This window comes from Bacteroides sp. D1, assembly GCF_000157095.2.
In the GTDB taxonomy this organism is placed as follows: Bacteria; Bacteroidota; Bacteroidia; order Bacteroidales; family Bacteroidaceae; genus Bacteroides; species Bacteroides xylanisolvens.
The window spans coordinates 261,048-278,566 of the sequence record NZ_JH114344.1 but is presented as its reverse complement, the minus strand read 5'-3'; the positions used below and the strand labels follow the sequence as shown (position 1 = coordinate 278,566).

The window sequence follows — 17,519 nt, the reverse complement described above, 5'->3', positions numbered from 1 at the left end:
ATTACTTTTGTGCTCAAATTGTGTAATTAATGGACAGCATCTCACTCATCAGAACTCCGATTGAAGCAGAACTAAGAGACTTCAAAGAACTTTTTGATAGTTCTCTCTCCAGTTCAAATGCATTGCTCGATAGTGTCGTATCTCACATACGGCAGAGGAATGGTAAGATGATGCGTCCTATTCTTGTTTTGCTGGTGGCACGTCTTTATGGTGCTGTATGTCCTTCCACTCTTCATGCAGCTGTTTCATTGGAACTCCTTCATACAGCCAGTTTGGTGCATGACGACGTCGTGGATGAAAGTACCGAACGCCGTGGACAACTCTCGGTGAATGCTATCTTTAATAATAAAGTAGCCGTATTGACGGGCGACTATCTGCTGGCAACCAGTTTGGTGCATGCCGAACTGACGAACAGCCACCGCATTATTCAACTGGTGTCTACTCTTGGGCAGGATCTTGCTGACGGCGAGTTGCTTCAGCTTTCAAATGTAAGTAATCATAGCTTTTCTGAGGAGGTTTACTTTGATGTAATCCGTAAGAAGACTGCCGCTCTTTTTGCTGCCTGTACGAAAGCTGCCGCTTTTTCGGTAGGTGTAGGGGAGGGAGAAGCCGAACTGGCTCGTTTGTTGGGCGAATATATTGGTATCTGCTTTCAGATAAAAGATGATATTTTCGATTACTTTGATAATAGAGAGATTGGCAAACCAACAGGTAATGATATGCTTGAAGGTAAACTGACATTGCCCGCTTTGTATGTATTGAACACGACAAAAAACGATGAGGCGCAGGAATTGGCAATCAAGGTAAAGGAGGGTGCAGCTACTCTCGATGAAATTGCTCATTTGATCTCGTTTATCAAAGAAAATGGGGGCATTGAATATGCCGTTCAGACGATGAATATCTATAAGCAAAAGGCTTTTGATTTACTGGCTTCTTTGCCGGAATCTGATATTTGTGTAGCCCTCCGGGCTTACTTGGATTACGTGGTAGACCGCGAAAAATAATTACCTCCGGTGTTTGCCCAGAAGTGAATAGCACGATAATAATCGATCCCAATCTTCTATCTTTCCCGATTTCATCGCTTTTCCTAAAAGGAAACTCTTGTCTATTTCTTCAGCTGTATGAAGATCTAACGAACATAATTGGGCTGCTTGTTCTATGTACTTCCAGGCTTGTTCCTTGCTGATGTGCCCGCATGTTTGGGAGGCGCGCGCCAAGCTGACAAGCAATCCCATGTCCCATCCGATAATCCCTTTTTCTAAGTCATTTATCCATATAATCGGGTCTCTTCTTTCTTCTGTATATTTCACGAATCTGTATAGATTCTTTCCTTGCTGAATGAAGCGTTCTACTCCGAAAAAGCGCTTTTGGATGATACTTTCGAACTCGTTGATGTTCTCTGTGGAGAGTAAGTAGGGGAGCATAATCTGGTAGGAGACTCTGTCTCCTTCGTTAATCAGGAACTGGAATAATCCGGTGACGGACTCGGTATCGGTGCAGTGGAACTCTTCTGCCAGCAGTCTGGATAGCTTTTGCGGATGGACTCCGGTCTCCATGGAGTTGAGATAGAAGCCTTGCAGTCCAGCTTCCATATAACCGATGCGTAGCCCCTTCTTTTTCTCTGTTCCGAGGATGAGATTCAGAGGGTTGTGATTGAATCGTAAGGTTCTTGTGTAAGCGTCCATCCTTAATACCTCCATAAAGTTCATGAAAAGCGTGAGAACTGTTGCCATGTATTTTCCTGAGGCTTCGGCAAGCCGTTATGAGTATACAAGCAACAGTCCCACGCTCCATTCGATATATAACAAAATTATATACATGAAGGTGCGTGAGACCCGTTTGCTTATTACCATTCATAACTTTGAATTTTGCCGAATTCCAGGAACTGGTAATAAATGAAACGTTCTCTAATATAACTAATTAGCTATATTTTCATCGCTAAACCTTTTACAAAGATAATTATTTTTCCGAATTCTCCAGTAACTATCTTTAGTTTTTCTTAAATAAAAAATACCGCGTCGATTCCCGTGATACGGGAGTCGCGCGGTAAGGCGTATTTGATTGCTAATGTAGCCTTTAATTTTTAGAAGAACTTGATTTCTTCGCCTTTGATGTCGGAAAGGAGGAGGTTGGCTAAACGGCTGGTTCCCAAGCGGAACAGTTGGTTGTCAAGCCATTCTTCACCTAATAGTTCTTTTACAATAGTGTAGTAAATAATCGCATCGTTAACAGTGTTGATACCACCTGCTGGTTTGAATCCAATCTTGTTTCCTGTCTTCTGATAGTATTCTTTGATAGCTTCACACATCACGTAAGCGGCTTCCGGCGTTGCGGCAGGCTGCTGCTTTCCGGTAGACGTCTTGATAAAGTCTGCGCCCGAATACATGGATAGGATAGAGGCTTTCTTGATGTTGGAAGCACTCTTTAATGCGCCTGTTTCGAGGATTACTTTAAGATGGTGTTCCTTGCAAACTTCTTTTAGTTCCTGTATTTCTTCGCACATTCCTTCGTAGTCTCCGCTAAGGAACTTGCCGATGGAAATCACAATATCTATTTCGTCTGCACCGTCTGCAATGGCCAGTGCTGTTTCTGCCACTTTCACTTCAATGAATGTCTGTGAAGAGGGGAAACCTCCTGATACACAGGCGATATTGACTCCGTCTACTTCCAGCGTGTTTTTAACGATGGCTGCAAAGTTGGGGTACACACAGATGGCTGCTACGTTTTTCAGATCAGGATATTCGTCGTCAAACTGATTGACTTTTTCAGTAAAGTGCATCACGCTTTCGTCGCTGTCCGTACTGTTCAGGGTGGTCAGATCAATGCAGTTGAACAGGAATTTCTTAACGTCTTCCGTGTTGTTCTCCGGCACTTTTTTCTCAATCAATTCAGCTACGCGAGCTTGAATATCTGCATCGCTCAGATTGGTATTATACTTTGCCAATGCGGCCTTGTACTTGTTGGGCTGTGAGTTATTCTCTTCCATGATCTTTCAGTTTTGGGTTGTTGATATGTCTTTTATTATCTCGTTTCGTTTTCTTCTCCATGCTTTTCCGGAAAGCGTCAGTGATGTCTACTCCCGTCTGGTTGGCGATGCAGAGAAGCACCCATAAGACGTCTGCTATCTCTTCATCTATGTTGTCTTTTTCTCCTTCCTTGAAGGATTGGTCGCCATATTTGCGGGCCATGACACGGGCCAGTTCTCCTACTTCTTCCGTCAGGACTACCATATTGGTCAACTCGCTGAAGTAGCGGACACCGTATGTTTTCACCCATTGGTCCACTTGTTTCTGTGCTTCTTCCAGAGTCATTTTTTTAATGATTAGTGATTAATGATTAGTATGGAATATCTATTCTTTGTTTTTGGTATCCATGCATATAGTAACAGGACCGTCGTTTAAAAGTTCAACTTTCATGTCTGCTCCGAAGATTCCTGTGCCTATTTCTTTTCCCAGTGCACCGCTTAAATCTTTGCAGAATTGCTCGTAGAGTGGGATAGAGATATCCGGTTTGGCAGCTTTGATGTAGGAGGGGCGATTTCCCTTTTTGGTAGAAGCGTGTAGCGTGAACTGGCTGATAACTAAAATTTCGCCTCCATCTTCTAAAATAGACTTGTTCATCACCCCATTTTCATCGTCGAAGATACGTAGATTTACTATCTTTTTGCAGAGCCAGTCGATGTCTTCCTGCCCGTCTGATTCTTCGATGCCAACTAATATCAGCATCCCCTTTCCGATGGACGATTTGCAGTGTCCTTCAATGGTTACTGACGCATGGCTTACCCGTTGTATAACTATTCGCATTGTTATTTATTCTATTTCGTGGTTAGGAAAGGCAAATTTACAAAATTCGAAAGAGAAAACGGTGTGTTGGCAGGAAAATATTATAAGGTTTTGCCGAAAGCTTTAATGGTTTATTATTTAGGCATGGATTATACAGATTGAAAGGATAATGCGGTTTTTAGTAATTTAACCGTGAAATCCGTGCAATCTGTGTAATCCGCGGCTAAAAATGATAGAAAGATAACTGACTCCATTCCGCCGGCTTCTTATTCATTTTTTGATGATTCATTGCTTAATCCCTCTTTTACGGTCTTGGCTTTCGCTTCTCCGATGATAGCGGCAATCTCCTCAAAAGAGGTTTCTTTTATTCGTTTTACGCTCTTAAACTCTTTCAAAAGTGCTGTTTTTGTCTTTTCTCCGATACCTTTGATGGTATCCAGTGCGGACGCAACTTGTCGTTTGCTGCGTTTATCACGATGGAAACTAATAGCAAAACGGTGTACTTCATCCTGAATCTGTGTCAGCAGACGGAATAATGGGCTTTGCTGTTTGATACCAATCGTCTGCGGAGGAAATCCCAAAAGCAGCTCCGATGTGCGGTGGCGGTTGTCCTTTGCTAGTCCGGCAATAGGAATAGCCAGATTCAGTTCGTCTTCAATGACTTCTCTGACGACCTCCATTTGACCTTTTCCGCCATCAGTGATAATCAGGTCGGGTAGAGGAGAATTCTCTTCGATAGCGCGTTGATAACGCCTTCTGACGACCTCTTTCATGGAAGCATAGTCATCAGGCCCTACAACCGTCTTTATATTGTATTTCCGGTAATCTTTCTTTGATGGCTTGGCCTTCTTAAATACAACACAGGCTGCCACGGCATCAGAACCCTGTATGTTTGAGTTATCAAAACACTCGATTTGTAGCGGCGGTCTTTCCAAATGCAACTCTTGCTGAATTTCTTTCATTAAACGCATGCTTCTTTGCTCCGGATTCAATTTTTCCGCCTGTTTTAGGCGATCGGCCTTGTACTGTTTCACGTTTAGAACCGAAAGATCCAGCAATTTCTTCTTATCTCCCCGCTGTGGAACGGTAAATACGACATTGTTTAACTCCAAATCGAGTTCAAAAGGCACTATAATCTCTCTGGATTGGCTTTTATAGCGTTCCCGCATTTCAATAATACCAAGCGTCAGAAGCTCCTCTTTTGATTCGTTCAGCTTCTTTTTATATTCGAACGTGAAAGCCTGATTGATGGCACCATTTGTAATGTGCAGATAATTGATGAAAGCAGAGTTCGACTCGTCCTCTTCGATTGAGAATACATCGATATTGTGCAATACAGCACTTACTACCTCTGATTTGGAGCGGTAACTCTCTATCAGGAGATATTTCTCTTTCACTTTCTGCGCCTCTTCAAACTTCATTTCGGCTGCCAACGTCTGCATCTTTTCCAGCAACATACGGCTGATATCTTGTGTATTCCCTTTCAGGATTTCCTTGATTTCATCTATGTTTTTGAGATATTCTTCCTGTGATTGCAACCCGATGCATGGCCCGGCGCAGTTTTTTATATGATATTCCAGGCATACATTAAATTTACCCGCCCGTATGTTTTCCGGACTTAGGTTTAAATTGCATGTGCGCAAGGGATATAAATGCTTTATCAGGTCTAATACCGCATACATTGATGGAATGTGACTGTACGGGCCATAATAAGACGAACCGTTCCTGATAACCTTTCTTGTTTTGAAGATTCTCGGAAAGTACTCATTCTGCACGCAAATAGAAGGGTAGGTCTTGTCGTCCTTTAACAGAACGTTGTAGCGCGGCTTATATTTCTTTATCAGATTATTCTCCAGCAATAACGCATCTTCTTCTGTGTTGACTACGATATAGCGAATATCAGCGATTTTACTGACCAATACTCGTGTCTTTCCCGGCTCATGCTCTTTGCTGAAATAAGAATAGACTCTTTTCTTTAGATTTTTTGCCTTTCCAACGTATATAATCGTTCCTTCCGTATTCAGGTATTGGTAAATACCCGGTTTCTCGGGAAGGTTGGCTACAATCCCTTTCAAATATTCATTGGTTTTGCTTTCCGGTTCTACATTCATAATCGTTAGGTATGAGAGATCGCTAGCTGCTTACTTTTGACACATTCTCTGCAAATAGATGCAAATCCTTTATAAAGTCAATACCGATTCTACTTCTACGTCGTCTCCGAATACTGATTTTCCATTCAGTTCTTTCAACTCAATGATGAAGTTTACATATACCTTTTTAGGTTTTAATCTTTTCACCAATTCACAAGCCGCTTTCATCGTGCCTCCTGTTGCCAGCAAGTCGTCGTGTAATAGAACTACATCATTCTCATCCAGTGCGTCTTTGTGAATTTGCACGGTGTCCTTTCCGTATTCCTTGTCGTAGCTTTCTTCAATTGTTTCTGCAGGGAGCTTGCCGGGCTTGCGGATAGGAATGAAACCGGCGTTCAGGCGGGTGGCTAAAATCGGTCCCATGATGAAGCCCCTTGATTCTATTCCTACTACTTTGGTGATCCCTTTATCCTTATACATATCAAACATAATGTTTGATAATTCTTGCAGGCACCATGGATCTTTGAATAGGGTGGTGACATCGTAGAACAGGATTCCGGGGATCGGGAAATCGGGTACTTCCCGAATACTTTTGATTAGTGTTTCTTTGCTCATAATCATTGAATTATATCGTTTCTTTAAATGATTTGTTTCACGTGAAACGTTGCCGCCTATCGTCCCGAAAGCACGAGCAGTACGTTGATGTCGCTTGGGGAGACTCCTGGAATTCTGCTCGCTTGCGCAATCGTTTCCGGATCTATCTTTACCAACTTTTGCCGAGCTTCGGTGGATAGGGATTGAATGGTAGAATAATCAAATTTTCCTTTGATCTTTATGCTCTCCAATCGTGCCAGCTTTTCAGCAATCATTCGTTCTCTGTCAATGTATCCTTGATACTTGATTAAGATTTCAGCAGCTTCGAGAATCTCTTCTTTCCGATCCTGATCCGAACTTGTCGCTTTCTCCAGTTCCCGCTGAAACGCCGGAACGTATTCTGTTATATTCTCGATTGTCACTTGCGGACGATTCAGAATCTCTATCAACTTGCATCCCTGACGCAGGGGAGTTGTTCCTATCTTTTCGAGAGCATCATTAATTAATGCCGGTTTCATCGAATAGTTGCGTGCGAAAGAAACGATTTGTTCCACGGCTTCTTTCTTGCTTTTTACCAGTTGATAGCGATCTTCCTTTGCCAATCCGAGCTTAAACGCTTTTTCTGTCAGGCGCATATCGGCGTCATCCATACGAAGCAAAATACGATATTCTGCACGGGAGGTAAACATACGGTAGGGCTCATCCACACCTTTGGTAACCAAATCGTCGATTAATACGCCAATATATGCTTCGTCGCGGGCCAGAGTAAAGGCTTCTCCACCGTGGCAGTTGATATGCGCATTGATGCCGGCTATCAATCCTTGTCCTCCTGCTTCCTCATATCCGGTAGTGCCGTTCACTTGTCCGGCAAAGAACAGGTTTTTGATAATCTTCGATTCCAACGTATGTTTTAATTGGGTCGGATCGAAGTAGTCATATTCGATAGCATATCCCGGACGATAGATAACCAGATCTTTGAAAGCCGGGATTTGTTTCAGTGCCGCAATTTGTATTTCCATCGGAAGTGAAGAAGAGAATCCATTAAGATACAACTCTTGTGTTGTTTCTCCTTCCGGTTCCAGGAATAACTGGTGCTGGTCTTTATCGGGGAAAGTAACAATCTTGGTTTCTATGCTCGGGCAATAGCGTGGTCCGATACTTTGTATCTGTCCGTTGAACAGTGGAGAATCCGGCAAACCTTCACGCAGAATCCGGTGTACTTCTTCATTGGTGTAGCACGTCCAGCATTGAAGTTGCTTTAAGTGGTGCGTGCTGGTATTCATGAAGGAGAACTTGTGGAAGTCACATTCGCCGGCTTGTGTATCCATTTGGTCAAAATGAACGCTGCGCGCATCGATTCGTACCGGAGTACCGGTTTTCATTCTTCCGTAGGTGATGCCGTGACGGGCGATGGATTCGGTCAATTGATAAGAAGCTGGTTCGGCCATTCTTCCTCCCGGTAATTGATGGCGACCTACGTGCATCAGTCCGTTGAGGAAAGTGCCTGCGGTGAGCACAATGCATTTCGCTTTGAAGGTGACACCCCACGCAGTGACCAATCCGGTAGCCTCACCGTTTTCAACGAGCAGTTCGCATACTGTATCTTGCCAGATATGAAGGTTGGGTGTATTTTCTAGTTTCTCCCGCCAGGACCAAATGAACTTAGCCCGGTCGCATTGGGCGCGGGGACTCCACATGGCAGGGCCTTTCGAACGGTTTAGAATTCGGAACTGAATGGCTGTTTCATCTGTCACCAATCCCATTTGTCCACCCAGTGCATCTATTTCACGTACAATTTGTCCTTTGGCGATTCCTCCTACAGCCGGGTTGCAACTCATCTGCCCAATCTTGTTCATGTCCATAGTGATGAGACAAGTCTTGGAACCTAAATTAGCTGCGGCAGCCGCTGCTTCACAACCAGCATGTCCGGCACCAATTACAATTACGTCGTACTTAAAATCCATTCCTATCTTATTTATTATCAAACGCTGCAAAGTTACGGAAAAGTTGTGAGACTTGTATCTTCAAGCTGTTTTTGCTTCTGAAAATCCGGGGAGGAATCCGGTTTGACTGAAAAAATCGCCGTAATTTTGAGTTAGAAATATGCAGATTGTTCGAAAATAGGCCGCTTATTGTTTTTTGTGATTGTATGTTTTTGAATAGAATGGTAATAGATTGTGTTTTAAATTCCCTGTTTTGCTTTCTTTTTGTTAGTTGTGCGCTTGCTCAATTATGAATGCAACTAGAGAGTAAAAGGAAAGATTTGTTGAAAAGACGGATTGTTGTGGGAATAAACGTAAGGTTTACACTCAAAATCTACCCTACGTCTTGACATAAGTCAAAAAAATAAATCTGAATGTAATTTTTTGCATGATGGCTTTTGTTGTTTTTGCAAACAGCTATACCTTTGCAGTGTAGTTGTGAAACTACTTATATTTTAGGTATTAGAAAAAGGTAATAATTAAAAGGTGTTAGTTTATAAAATTAAGGTATTAGATTTTAAGATTAGTTTTTAGGAAAAAGATTGTTTTGATTAGGTATTAGGAGAAAGACGTTTTCAGGTAAAGAGTAAATGAAAGATGAAGAAAAAGAAGAATCCCATTTATGGGGATTCTTTAAAGGTGGAGCGGAATGATTCGCTCTTTTTTTGTGCCCTTTCATTTCCAACTATTATTTTCTTTTGCTTCTCATTTGAACTGTATGGTAAGCTCGTTCGAGTTTCTTTTGGGGCAATTTGTTATTTGCCTGGATTCAATTAGTTTCAACCCTATTTGAAACAGTTTGTTTCAAGGTTTGAAACGATTCGTTTCTCGGTGTGAAACAAAGTGTTTCCCGTAATGAAACAGAGTGTTTCAAAGCATGAAACAGATTGTCGTCTTGTGGGATACGAACCGCTGCCCTATAGCTTACGATTGTTTTGTCAGCATTTCTCTTGTCTGACTCATATTTGAAATCAAAAAAATAAAGTCTGGTGGCTATCATAGGACAAGATTCCCGGTAAAATTGAAGGGAAAAAACAAGAAATCAGAGCGATAAAATGGTGGTGATAGATGATAGATAAGGTGATAGGTTACCGGCAATCTATCACCATGCTTGAAAGTGCTATGAATAAACTGTTTCAAGAAGTCTGGTGATAGATGAAAGATGAAAGTGAAAAAATCTCTATGTATGAGAAAGAACTTTTTTATTTTCTATTTTGTAAGCCGGCAAAGTCTGCGTTTTTGAAAAAAAACAATATATTTGCAATCGTAAATGTCGCAAAAGTAAGTAGTTACGGCGATTTTTATGAATTCTGTTTCCTTTTTTCGCAGGTAATGTGACAGTATGAACGATAAAATTGACACTATAGTAGCGGGAGTAAACCGGAAGGATGAAAAGATGTGGGGCGATTTCTACGATCGTTTTTATACTGCCTTATGTGTTTATGTATCAAAGATATTGCCGGTCCCCGATGCGGTAGAAGATTTGGTACAAGACGTTTTTATTTCTGTATGGGAAGGGAAGCGTACCTTTTCTGATATTAAAGAGCTTACCAATTATCTTTATCGTGCCTGCTATAATAATACCTTATTATATATACGCAATAATCAAATTCATGATACCATATTGAATTCTTTAGCCGAAGAAGAAAGCGTGGAGGACGAAGATATGATTTATGCATTGACGGTGAAAGAAGAAATTATCCGGCAACTCTATTGCTATATCGAAGAACTTCCGTCCGAGCAACGCCGGATTATCTTAATGAGAATCGAAGGACATACATGGGAAGAGATAGCGGAACGTTTAGAAATAAGTATCAATACTGTTAAAACTCAAAAGACACGCAGCTATAAATTCCTTCGTGAGAGGCTGGGCGACTCTGTTCATTCTATTATTCTTTGTTTATTTCTCTAAAAAGATAAAAAGTCAATTTGATACATCTTTATCTTTTTATTGATTACTTAAGATTTGTTTTCTTTGTTAAAAACGAACTGATTCCTTCTGTATTGTGACATAATGTTATATTTTTGCCTCTAAATTCCTCTCCTTTATATTCTTATCTCAAAAAAATATCATCTTTTTGTCACCCTTTTCTGTGAGTTATGTATATCTATAATAAAGCAAATTAAACAGTTGTTTGATTTAAAAAGGAAAAATAAGATGAAGAAGTTCGAAAATGTATATCAAGATGCCGCTTTAATGAAGAAAGCTCTTTTAGGAGAAGCTAATGAATCGGAACAGCAAGAGCTTGAAAAGCGATTGGCGGAATGCCCGGACTTACAAAAAGTGTATGAACAATTGCAGAATGGTGAGACATTAAGAGTTGCATTTGAAGAATATAAAAATTATTCATCAAAGAAAGCCTATGAATCTTTCCTTCAGAAAATCGGACAAACGGAACCGGAGGTAATAAAGAAGTCTCGTGCTTTCCGGATTTGGTGGTCTGTTGCAGCAGCTGTTGTTTTAGTAATCGGTTTATCTTTCTATATGTCGAATTATGGTTCGATTGAAGAGGAAAGCAGACCATTGATTCAGCCGGGAGTTCAACAGGCACAATTGACTTTACCCGATGGCAGCATTATTGATGTACATAAGAAAGAAGTTAACGTAATAGTAGACGGCGTTCAGGTAAAATATAAGGAAGGAGTGCTGTCATATAAACCGACCGCCACAACACAATACACAGAGAAAAGCGTCGTAGAGAAGCCGGTAATATCAAATGAACTAGTCATACCACGTGGAGGGGAAAATACTGTGGTCCTCGCTGACGGGACAACAGTTCATTTGAATGCTGGTTCTAAGTTGACTTATCCGGTACGCTTTGTGGGTAAACGCAGGATTGTAGCTCTGGAAGGTGAGGCTTATTTTGAGGTTGTGCAGGATGAATCTCATCCGTTTGTGGTACAAACTCATCTTGGCGAAGTGATGGTGCTTGGTACGGCGTTTAATGTGAATGCTTATACCGATGCTTCCGTTTGTTACACTACATTGGTACATGGAAAAGTTCAATTTTCTGCACCGAATGTCGGAACGGTAACTCTTCAGCCGGGTGAACAAGCAGTAGTTTCTGCCAATGGCACAGAGAAACGTACAGTCGATCTGGATGAGTATATCGGTTGGGTAAATGGTGTGTACAACTTTAAAAACCGTTCTTTAGGGGAGATTATGGAGACATTCGAACGCTGGTATGATATACAGATTTATTATGAAACACCGGATCTACGCGACATAACTTACAGTGGCAGTTTGAAACGCTACGGAACGATCAATTCTTTCTTGGATGCTTTGGAACTGACAGGCGATCTGACTTATAAAATCAGTGGCCGGAAAGTATTGATATACGATGGAATGAAAGAGTAAGAATAAATAGAATATTAGGTAAAGTTTAATCATTAATTTATGAGAGAAAAACGATGGCTACTATGTTTTTTAGTGGCAGTGTGTTGCACATTTAGCACATGGGCTCTACCGTCACAAGATAAGACGGTAACTTTGAATCTGCATAATGTCTCTATCGAGACAGTTTTGGATGCAGTGAAGAAACAAACAGGAGTGAATATGTTGTATAATTCACAAATGTTTAAAGGAGTTCCTCCCGTATCAATTAATGCAAAAAATGAGAAATGGGAAGTCGCTCTAAAGTTGATTTTAAATCCCCAGGGATTTGATTATGTGGTGAAAGACGGTATTGTTGTTGTTCGTAAATTGCAGGCCGAGAAGCGTGATAATCGTATCCGTGGTACGGTTATTGATTCGAATAAGGAACCGATTCCAGGAGCCAGCATCATCGTAAAAGGTACTCGTACGGGTACTTCTACCAATATTGAAGGTGAGTTTACTTTGGATGTTAAGGATGATAAGGTGACTTTGGAAATCTCTTTTATTGGTATGAAGAAACAGACTCTTCAGGTAGATGCTACACGTAAGAAGATGCTTGAGATTACTATGTTGGATGATGTGAAGACATTAGAGGATGTAGTTGTAACCGGATATAGCAATGTTCGTAAATCAAGCTTTACTGGTAGTTCTACCCAAATAACAGGTGATGAGTTGCGTAAGGTATCGCAAACCAATGTTCTGGATGCCATGCAGTCATTCGACCCTTCTTTTCGTTTGATGAGCAATACGCAGTTTGGTTCCGATCCGAACGCATTGCCTGAAATGTATATTCGTGGACGTTCGGGGGTAGGTACCAGAGATTTGGATAAGAATCAATTGTCTAAATCGAATCTGGAAAATAATCCCAATCTGCCTACATTCATTATGGATGGATTTGAAGTTAGCATCGAAAAGGTATACGACTTAGATCCCAGCCGCATAGAGAGCATGACCATCCTAAAAGATGCTGCAGCTACCGCTATTTACGGTTCGCGTGCCGCTAACGGTGTGGTAGTTATCACTACCGTCACTCCGAAACCAGGTGAAGTGCGTGTCTCTTACAACTTTACAGGTACGGTGGAAATGCCCGACTTGAGCGACTATAATCTGGCAAATGCTTCAGAAAAACTGGAGATGGAACGCCTTGCCGGACTTTTCGATAATAGTAACATGGAAAATCAAATTCTTGATTATAATAAGAGATTTGCACAAATTCAACGTGGTGTGGATACTGATTGGATGGTACTGCCTCTACGAAATGCATTCGACCATAAACACAGCCTCTTTATAGAGGGAGGTACGCAAAACTTGCGTTGGGGTGTAGATGCTTCTTACAATGCAGCGAATGGTGTGATGAAGGGGTCAGGACGTGATCGCTATAGTGTTGGTTTCTCTCTGGATTATCGTATGAAGTCTTTGCAAGTGAAGAACACTGTATCGTTCACTCATTCTAAATCGAAAGAGTCGCCTTATGGTTCGTTTAGTGACTATACCATTTTGCAACCCTATGATACACCTTATAATGATGACGGGACGTTGCGAAAAAGGTTGAGCTTCTCGAAGAATAGCAATTTACGCGAGGCTAACAACCCACTATACGAAGCGACTCTTGGCAATTATACTTGGAGTGCTTATGATGAAGTATCCAATAATTTGAGTTTGAATTGGTATCTGACCGATTACTGGACTGTTAGAGGTCAATTTAGTGTGAACCGTAAATATTCTAGTGGAGAACGGTTTATTGACCCGCTGTCTTCAAAAACCACGGCTGCTCCTAATGAAGGTGGACATAACTTGGGTGACCTCTATGTGGATGATGGAAATAGTTTGAATTGGAATGCAAATGCAGCTTTATATTATACACGTTCTTTCAATAAACATAATTTAAATCTGTCTGTGGCATGGGAGGCATCTTCTGGTTCATCAGATGCGACAAACGTTCATTACCGCGGATTTCCGAGTGGACAATTCCATTCATCGAATTATGCAGCCGAAATATATGAAAAGCCGTCACGTACCGAAGGTACTTCACGCATGGTCAGTGCATGGGCTACCGGAAACTATACATGGAATGATATTTATTTGGCTGATTTCTCCGTTCGTTTTGATGGGTCATCTGATTTTGGCTCCAAGCAACGCTGGGCACCGTTCTTCTCCGGAGGTTTGGGGGTGAACATTCATAATTATGAGTTTCTAAAAGGAAATGAGATGGTTAACAAATTGAAGGTACGTGCATCGTATGGGCGGACTGGTAAAGCTAGTTTTCCAGCTTATGCTGCTACAACTATGTACGAAGCGCTTTTTGATGAATGGTATGCAACAGGTTTTGGCGCAGTGTTGAAAGCTTTGGGAAATAACAACTTGACTTGGGAAAAGACTGATAAGTTTAATGTAGGTATTGAAATGCAATTTCTGAATCGGCGCTTGACGGTGGATGCAGATTATTATCATGATAAAACAATTGATTTGGTGAACGATGTCAGCCTGTCTCAAACTTCCGGCTTCTCTAGTTATAAAGACAATATGGGTGAAGTACTGAATCAGGGATTTGAGTTGCAGGTACGTGGCGAAGTATTCCGTAATCGTGACTGGTTGGTGGCGTTATGGGGAAATATGGCACACAACAAGAATAAGATTCTAAAAATTTCTGATTCGCAACGTGCCTACAATCAGCGAGTAAAAGAATTCTATGAGAATATAGTGAATGAAGAGTATGGCCGCTATAATTCTAAATATGGAGTACCAATTTCTCAATATGAGGAAGGACAGTCACTTACTTCCATTTGGGCTGTGAAATCTTTGGGTATTGATCCTACTACAGGTAAGGAAATATTCTTAAACCGTGATGGTAGCGTGTCCGACACATGGAATGCCACTCAAGAAGTGGCTGTTGGTAATACTGAACCTAAATTCAATGGCTCTATCGGATTTAATGCTGCTTATAAACAATGGAGCTTATTTGCTGCTTTCCAATACGAATGGGGCGGGCAGGAGTATAATCAGACTTTGGTAGACCGGGTGGAGAATGCCAGAATACAATATCAAAACGTAGACTTGCGTGTGTTGACCGACAGATGGAAACAGCCGGGAGATATTGCGCAGTTTAAAGATATTAAAAATGCCGATAGTGCCACTATGCCGACTTCACGCTTCGTTCAGGATAAGGCTTATCTGCGTTTGAGTGCATTAACTTTAAGCTATGATTTCAATCGGGAATGGATAAAGAAGTATTTGGGAATGAATATGCTCCGATTGGAAGCAAGTACACGCGATTTTATTAACTGGAATTCTATCCGTCAGGAGCGAGGTTTAAGTTACCCGAAGTCATGGACGGTTGATTTCTCTATTAAAGCACAATTCTAAGTATACCATTATGATACGAAAAATATATACTACGTTTGTTTCTTTTGCGTTTGTAGTCTTGACACTCTCTTCGTGTTCAGATTGGCTTGACCTTTATCCTTCTGATGAGATAAAGGAGGAATATTTGTTCTCTTCTGGTGATGGTTTCCGTACGGCAACGAACGGTATTTACCGGAAGATGGCTACTTTCAATTTGTATGGAAGTAACCTTACTTGGGGCATTATGGATGCCTGGGCGCAGTCTTATTATATAGATCAAGCTCCAAGTATAGGTGGTGGAACAGCTATGAGAAATATGGCAGCGCTTCAGTTTAAAAATACAGAATTAGTCCCTGTCACAGATGCCATGTGGAATGCTGCTTGGAATGTGGTTGCCAATTGTAATGAATTGGCTCAACAGGCCGCCAAAGCTGACCCTAATCTCTTTAGTGAACTTGATGGTGAGCGGCAGATGATTTTGGGTGAGGCTATCGGATTGCGCGCATTTATACAATTTGATTTGCTTCGTATTTATGCTCCATCTCCTTCATCTGTTGGTTTCGGGAAAGATGATCGTACTTTCATTCCTTATGTTAATGTTTATCCTAGCTATGTCAACAACCATCAAACTGTTAGTTATTGTTTGGAACAGATTATTGCTGATTTGAAGGAAGCACAGCGCATTCTGAAGGAAGTGGATGCAACATCTAGTATGGGGGCGAACGCTAGATTCAATATCGAAACGGTTTCAGAGAGCCTGTTTGCAAAAAGCAGAGGCTATCGCCTGAATTATTATGCGGTAACGGCGGAGTTGGCTCGTGTTTTCTTGTATGCGGGAAAGAATGCAGAGGCTTATGCAGAAGCCAAGAAAATCATTGATGAAGAAAATAAAACCGGCTATTTCGAGGCTTCAACTAATTCGTCTGGCTTTAGGAATGGAAATATGAAGATGTATAATGATATTATTTTCGGGCTCTATTCTTCAAAGGAGTTGGTGGAATGGGATCAGGAAATAAATCATGGTTCCGATGGTGCCAGTGAGGAGAATTATTTGTGTCTTGATGGTGATGTTGCGAAAGAACTGTATGGGGATGAAATAAATAGCGACTGGCGGTTTAAGTATCAATTGGAAGAGAAGTATTATGGGTTTTATTATCGCACATTGAAGTATAACAAACAGACAGAGAGTACAAATGAAGGGAAAACAAATAACCGTATGCTCCCTATGATACGTATGTCTGAGGTGTATTACATTGCTGCTGAAGCGATTTTTGATACCAAACCCAAAGAAGCACGAGGCTATTTGGAATTGGTGAAAAAAGGAAGAGGGATATCAAAGAAGTTTGATAATGTGACAAATAAATCGGAGTTTATAGATTTGTTGGTAAATGATGCCCGTCGTGAATTTCTAGGTGAAGGGCAGATATTCTATATGTATAAACGGTTGAATAGATTGATCCCCGCCAGCTCTTATTATAGTAGTGATATTTTGCCGACTGATGAGAATGTGGTATTGCCGAAACCTGATTCGGAATCAAATATTTAAATATAAGGAATATTTTCATAATAACTATTTAAGAGAAATGAAAATGAAGATAAAATATGCTATATGGGGAGCGTTGATTTGTATTGCAGATCTGATGCTCATTTCGTGTGAAGAGAAGGGATTGCTGGTCAACAGTAACGATACAGCCTATTTGAGATTTGCTAATGATATGACAAAAGACACGACTACAGTATCTTTTAAAATGTATAATGAGGGTGAGGATGCCGAAATACCGATAGAAGTCTCTGTCTACGGGCAAATACAGGAAGATGATTTACATTTTAATGTAAGTGTAGATGCAGAATATACAACCTTGCCTGCCGACTTATATGTGCTGCCTACAGACTGTAGGATTAGAAAGGGATTGCTCACGGATACCATTTATGTGATACTGAAGAATGCCCCAATGCTGGAGAAAGAAACGAAAATATTGGCATTGCAGGTAGTGGAGGCAAATGGGGTGAAGCAAGGTGACCATTCATATTCTCGTGCTTTTATTACTGTTACCGATCGTTTGTTTAAACCTCACTGGTGGTCGGTGATTGATGCAGGGTCAGAATCTAATCCGGGGAACTCGGTCGATTGGTTTTATCTAGGTGAATATTCGGAAAGGAAGTATCAGATGTTTTTGGACGAGTTGAAAAAAGATGATATGGTGTTCGATGGAAAGAACAAGCAAGTATTACGTAAATATTCATTAAGACTGAAGAATACCTTGAAGCAGATGAACGAAGGAAAGAAAAAGGAAGATTGGGAGAAAGATGAGCATGGAAATGTGATTACTGTGGAAGTGGCAGGATAACTATA

At 41.0% G+C, this 17,519-nt stretch carries 13 protein-coding genes; 6 read left to right on the top strand and 7 right to left on the bottom strand.

Annotated features, from left to right (window positions below; genetic code table 11):
* Positions 1–29: 29 nt before the first annotated feature.
* Positions 30–1,004 carry a polyprenyl synthetase family protein gene (locus tag BSAG_RS07480; protein ID WP_004313728.1) on the top strand — a complete coding sequence of 325 codons (975 nt, stop codon included), beginning with the start codon at positions 30–32 and terminating at the stop codon, positions 1,002–1,004.
* Here the strand turns inward: BSAG_RS07480 and BSAG_RS07485 are convergent, their stop codons facing one another.
* The 7 genes from BSAG_RS07485 to mnmG form a co-directional block, all read right to left on the bottom strand.
* On the bottom strand, positions 1,005–1,685 hold the full coding sequence (locus BSAG_RS07485) for a DUF1266 domain-containing protein (protein WP_008020027.1): 681 nt from the start codon (positions 1,683–1,685) through the stop codon (positions 1,005–1,007).
* 398 nt (positions 1,686–2,083) lie between these two features.
* Positions 2,084–2,986: a deoxyribose-phosphate aldolase gene (gene deoC, locus BSAG_RS07490; RefSeq protein WP_004313730.1), complete on the bottom strand. Its 903-nt coding sequence runs from the start codon at positions 2,984–2,986 to the stop codon at positions 2,084–2,086.
* Positions 2,973–3,311 carry a nucleotide pyrophosphohydrolase gene (locus BSAG_RS07495; protein ID WP_004313731.1) on the bottom strand — a complete coding sequence of 113 codons (339 nt, stop codon included), beginning with the start codon at positions 3,309–3,311 and terminating at the stop codon, positions 2,973–2,975. Before BSAG_RS07495 ends, deoC begins: the two co-directional genes overlap by 14 nt.
* Positions 3,312–3,350: 39 nt before the next feature.
* Positions 3,351–3,803 (bottom strand): D-aminoacyl-tRNA deacylase, encoded by a 453-nt coding sequence (dtd, locus tag BSAG_RS07500; RefSeq protein ID WP_004313732.1) that lies wholly within the window; start codon positions 3,801–3,803, stop codon positions 3,351–3,353.
* 245 nt (positions 3,804–4,048) lie between these two features.
* Entirely contained in the window at positions 4,049–5,893 is a 1,845-nt protein-coding gene (gene uvrC / locus BSAG_RS07505; RefSeq protein WP_004313734.1) for an excinuclease ABC subunit UvrC, read from the bottom strand.
* A 69-nt stretch (positions 5,894–5,962) separates the two neighbouring features.
* Entirely contained in the window at positions 5,963–6,493 is a 531-nt protein-coding gene (locus BSAG_RS07510; protein WP_004313735.1) for an adenine phosphoribosyltransferase, read from the bottom strand.
* 50 nt (positions 6,494–6,543) lie between these two features.
* The gene (mnmG, locus tag BSAG_RS07515; protein WP_004313736.1) at positions 6,544–8,430 is read right to left on the bottom strand and encodes a tRNA uridine-5-carboxymethylaminomethyl(34) synthesis enzyme MnmG; all 1,887 of its coding nucleotides are present in this window, start codon (positions 8,428–8,430) and stop codon (positions 6,544–6,546) included.
* Positions 8,431–9,790: 1,360 nt separating this feature from the next.
* Here mnmG and BSAG_RS07525 point away from each other — a divergent pair.
* The 5 genes from BSAG_RS07525 (at position 9,791) to BSAG_RS07545 (ending at position 17,514) form a co-directional block, all read left to right on the top strand.
* Positions 9,791–10,360, top strand: coding sequence for an RNA polymerase sigma-70 factor (locus BSAG_RS07525; protein ID WP_004307824.1), 570 nt, complete (start codon positions 9,791–9,793; stop codon positions 10,358–10,360).
* Positions 10,361–10,606: 246 nt separating this feature from the next.
* On the top strand, positions 10,607–11,806 hold the full coding sequence (locus tag BSAG_RS07530; protein WP_008997638.1) for a FecR domain-containing protein: 1,200 nt from the start codon (positions 10,607–10,609) through the stop codon (positions 11,804–11,806).
* A gap of 39 nt (positions 11,807–11,845) precedes the next feature.
* Positions 11,846–15,187: a SusC/RagA family TonB-linked outer membrane protein gene (locus tag BSAG_RS07535; RefSeq protein ID WP_008770474.1), complete on the top strand. Its 3,342-nt coding sequence runs from the start codon at positions 11,846–11,848 to the stop codon at positions 15,185–15,187.
* A 10-nt stretch (positions 15,188–15,197) separates the two neighbouring features.
* Positions 15,198–16,712: a RagB/SusD family nutrient uptake outer membrane protein gene (locus BSAG_RS07540; protein ID WP_008997637.1), complete on the top strand. Its 1,515-nt coding sequence runs from the start codon at positions 15,198–15,200 to the stop codon at positions 16,710–16,712.
* 43 nt (positions 16,713–16,755) lie between these two features.
* Positions 16,756–17,514 carry a DUF4843 domain-containing protein gene (locus BSAG_RS07545; RefSeq protein ID WP_008770472.1) on the top strand — a complete coding sequence of 253 codons (759 nt, stop codon included), beginning with the start codon at positions 16,756–16,758 and terminating at the stop codon, positions 17,512–17,514.
* Positions 17,515–17,519 lie beyond the last annotated feature (5 nt).

What these genes read in the sequence shown, in the direction of transcription:
- BSAG_RS07545 (WP_008770472.1), top strand. Translation starts at nt 16,756, where the DNA reads ATGAAGATAAAATATGCTATATGGGGAGCGTTGATTTGTATTGCAGAT.
- BSAG_RS07495 (WP_004313731.1), bottom strand. Translation starts at nt 3,311, where the DNA reads ATGACTCTGGAAGAAGCACAGAAACAAGTGGACCAATGGGTGAAAACA.
- BSAG_RS07525 (WP_004307824.1), top strand. Translation starts at nt 9,791, where the DNA reads ATGAACGATAAAATTGACACTATAGTAGCGGGAGTAAACCGGAAGGAT.
- BSAG_RS07540 (WP_008997637.1), top strand. Translation starts at nt 15,198, where the DNA reads ATGATACGAAAAATATATACTACGTTTGTTTCTTTTGCGTTTGTAGTC.
- dtd (WP_004313732.1), bottom strand. Translation starts at nt 3,803, where the DNA reads ATGCGAATAGTTATACAACGGGTAAGCCATGCGTCAGTAACCATTGAA.
- BSAG_RS07480 (WP_004313728.1), top strand. Translation starts at nt 30, where the DNA reads ATGGACAGCATCTCACTCATCAGAACTCCGATTGAAGCAGAACTAAGA.
- BSAG_RS07530 (WP_008997638.1), top strand. Translation starts at nt 10,607, where the DNA reads ATGAAGAAGTTCGAAAATGTATATCAAGATGCCGCTTTAATGAAGAAA.
- BSAG_RS07535 (WP_008770474.1), top strand. Translation starts at nt 11,846, where the DNA reads ATGAGAGAAAAACGATGGCTACTATGTTTTTTAGTGGCAGTGTGTTGC.
- mnmG (WP_004313736.1), bottom strand. Translation starts at nt 8,430, where the DNA reads ATGGATTTTAAGTACGACGTAATTGTAATTGGTGCCGGACATGCTGGT.
- uvrC (WP_004313734.1), bottom strand. Translation starts at nt 5,893, where the DNA reads ATGAATGTAGAACCGGAAAGCAAAACCAATGAATATTTGAAAGGGATT.
- deoC (WP_004313730.1), bottom strand. Translation starts at nt 2,986, where the DNA reads ATGGAAGAGAATAACTCACAGCCCAACAAGTACAAGGCCGCATTGGCA.
- BSAG_RS07485 (WP_008020027.1), bottom strand. Translation starts at nt 1,685, where the DNA reads ATGGACGCTTACACAAGAACCTTACGATTCAATCACAACCCTCTGAAT.
- BSAG_RS07510 (WP_004313735.1), bottom strand. Translation starts at nt 6,493, where the DNA reads ATGATTATGAGCAAAGAAACACTAATCAAAAGTATTCGGGAAGTACCC.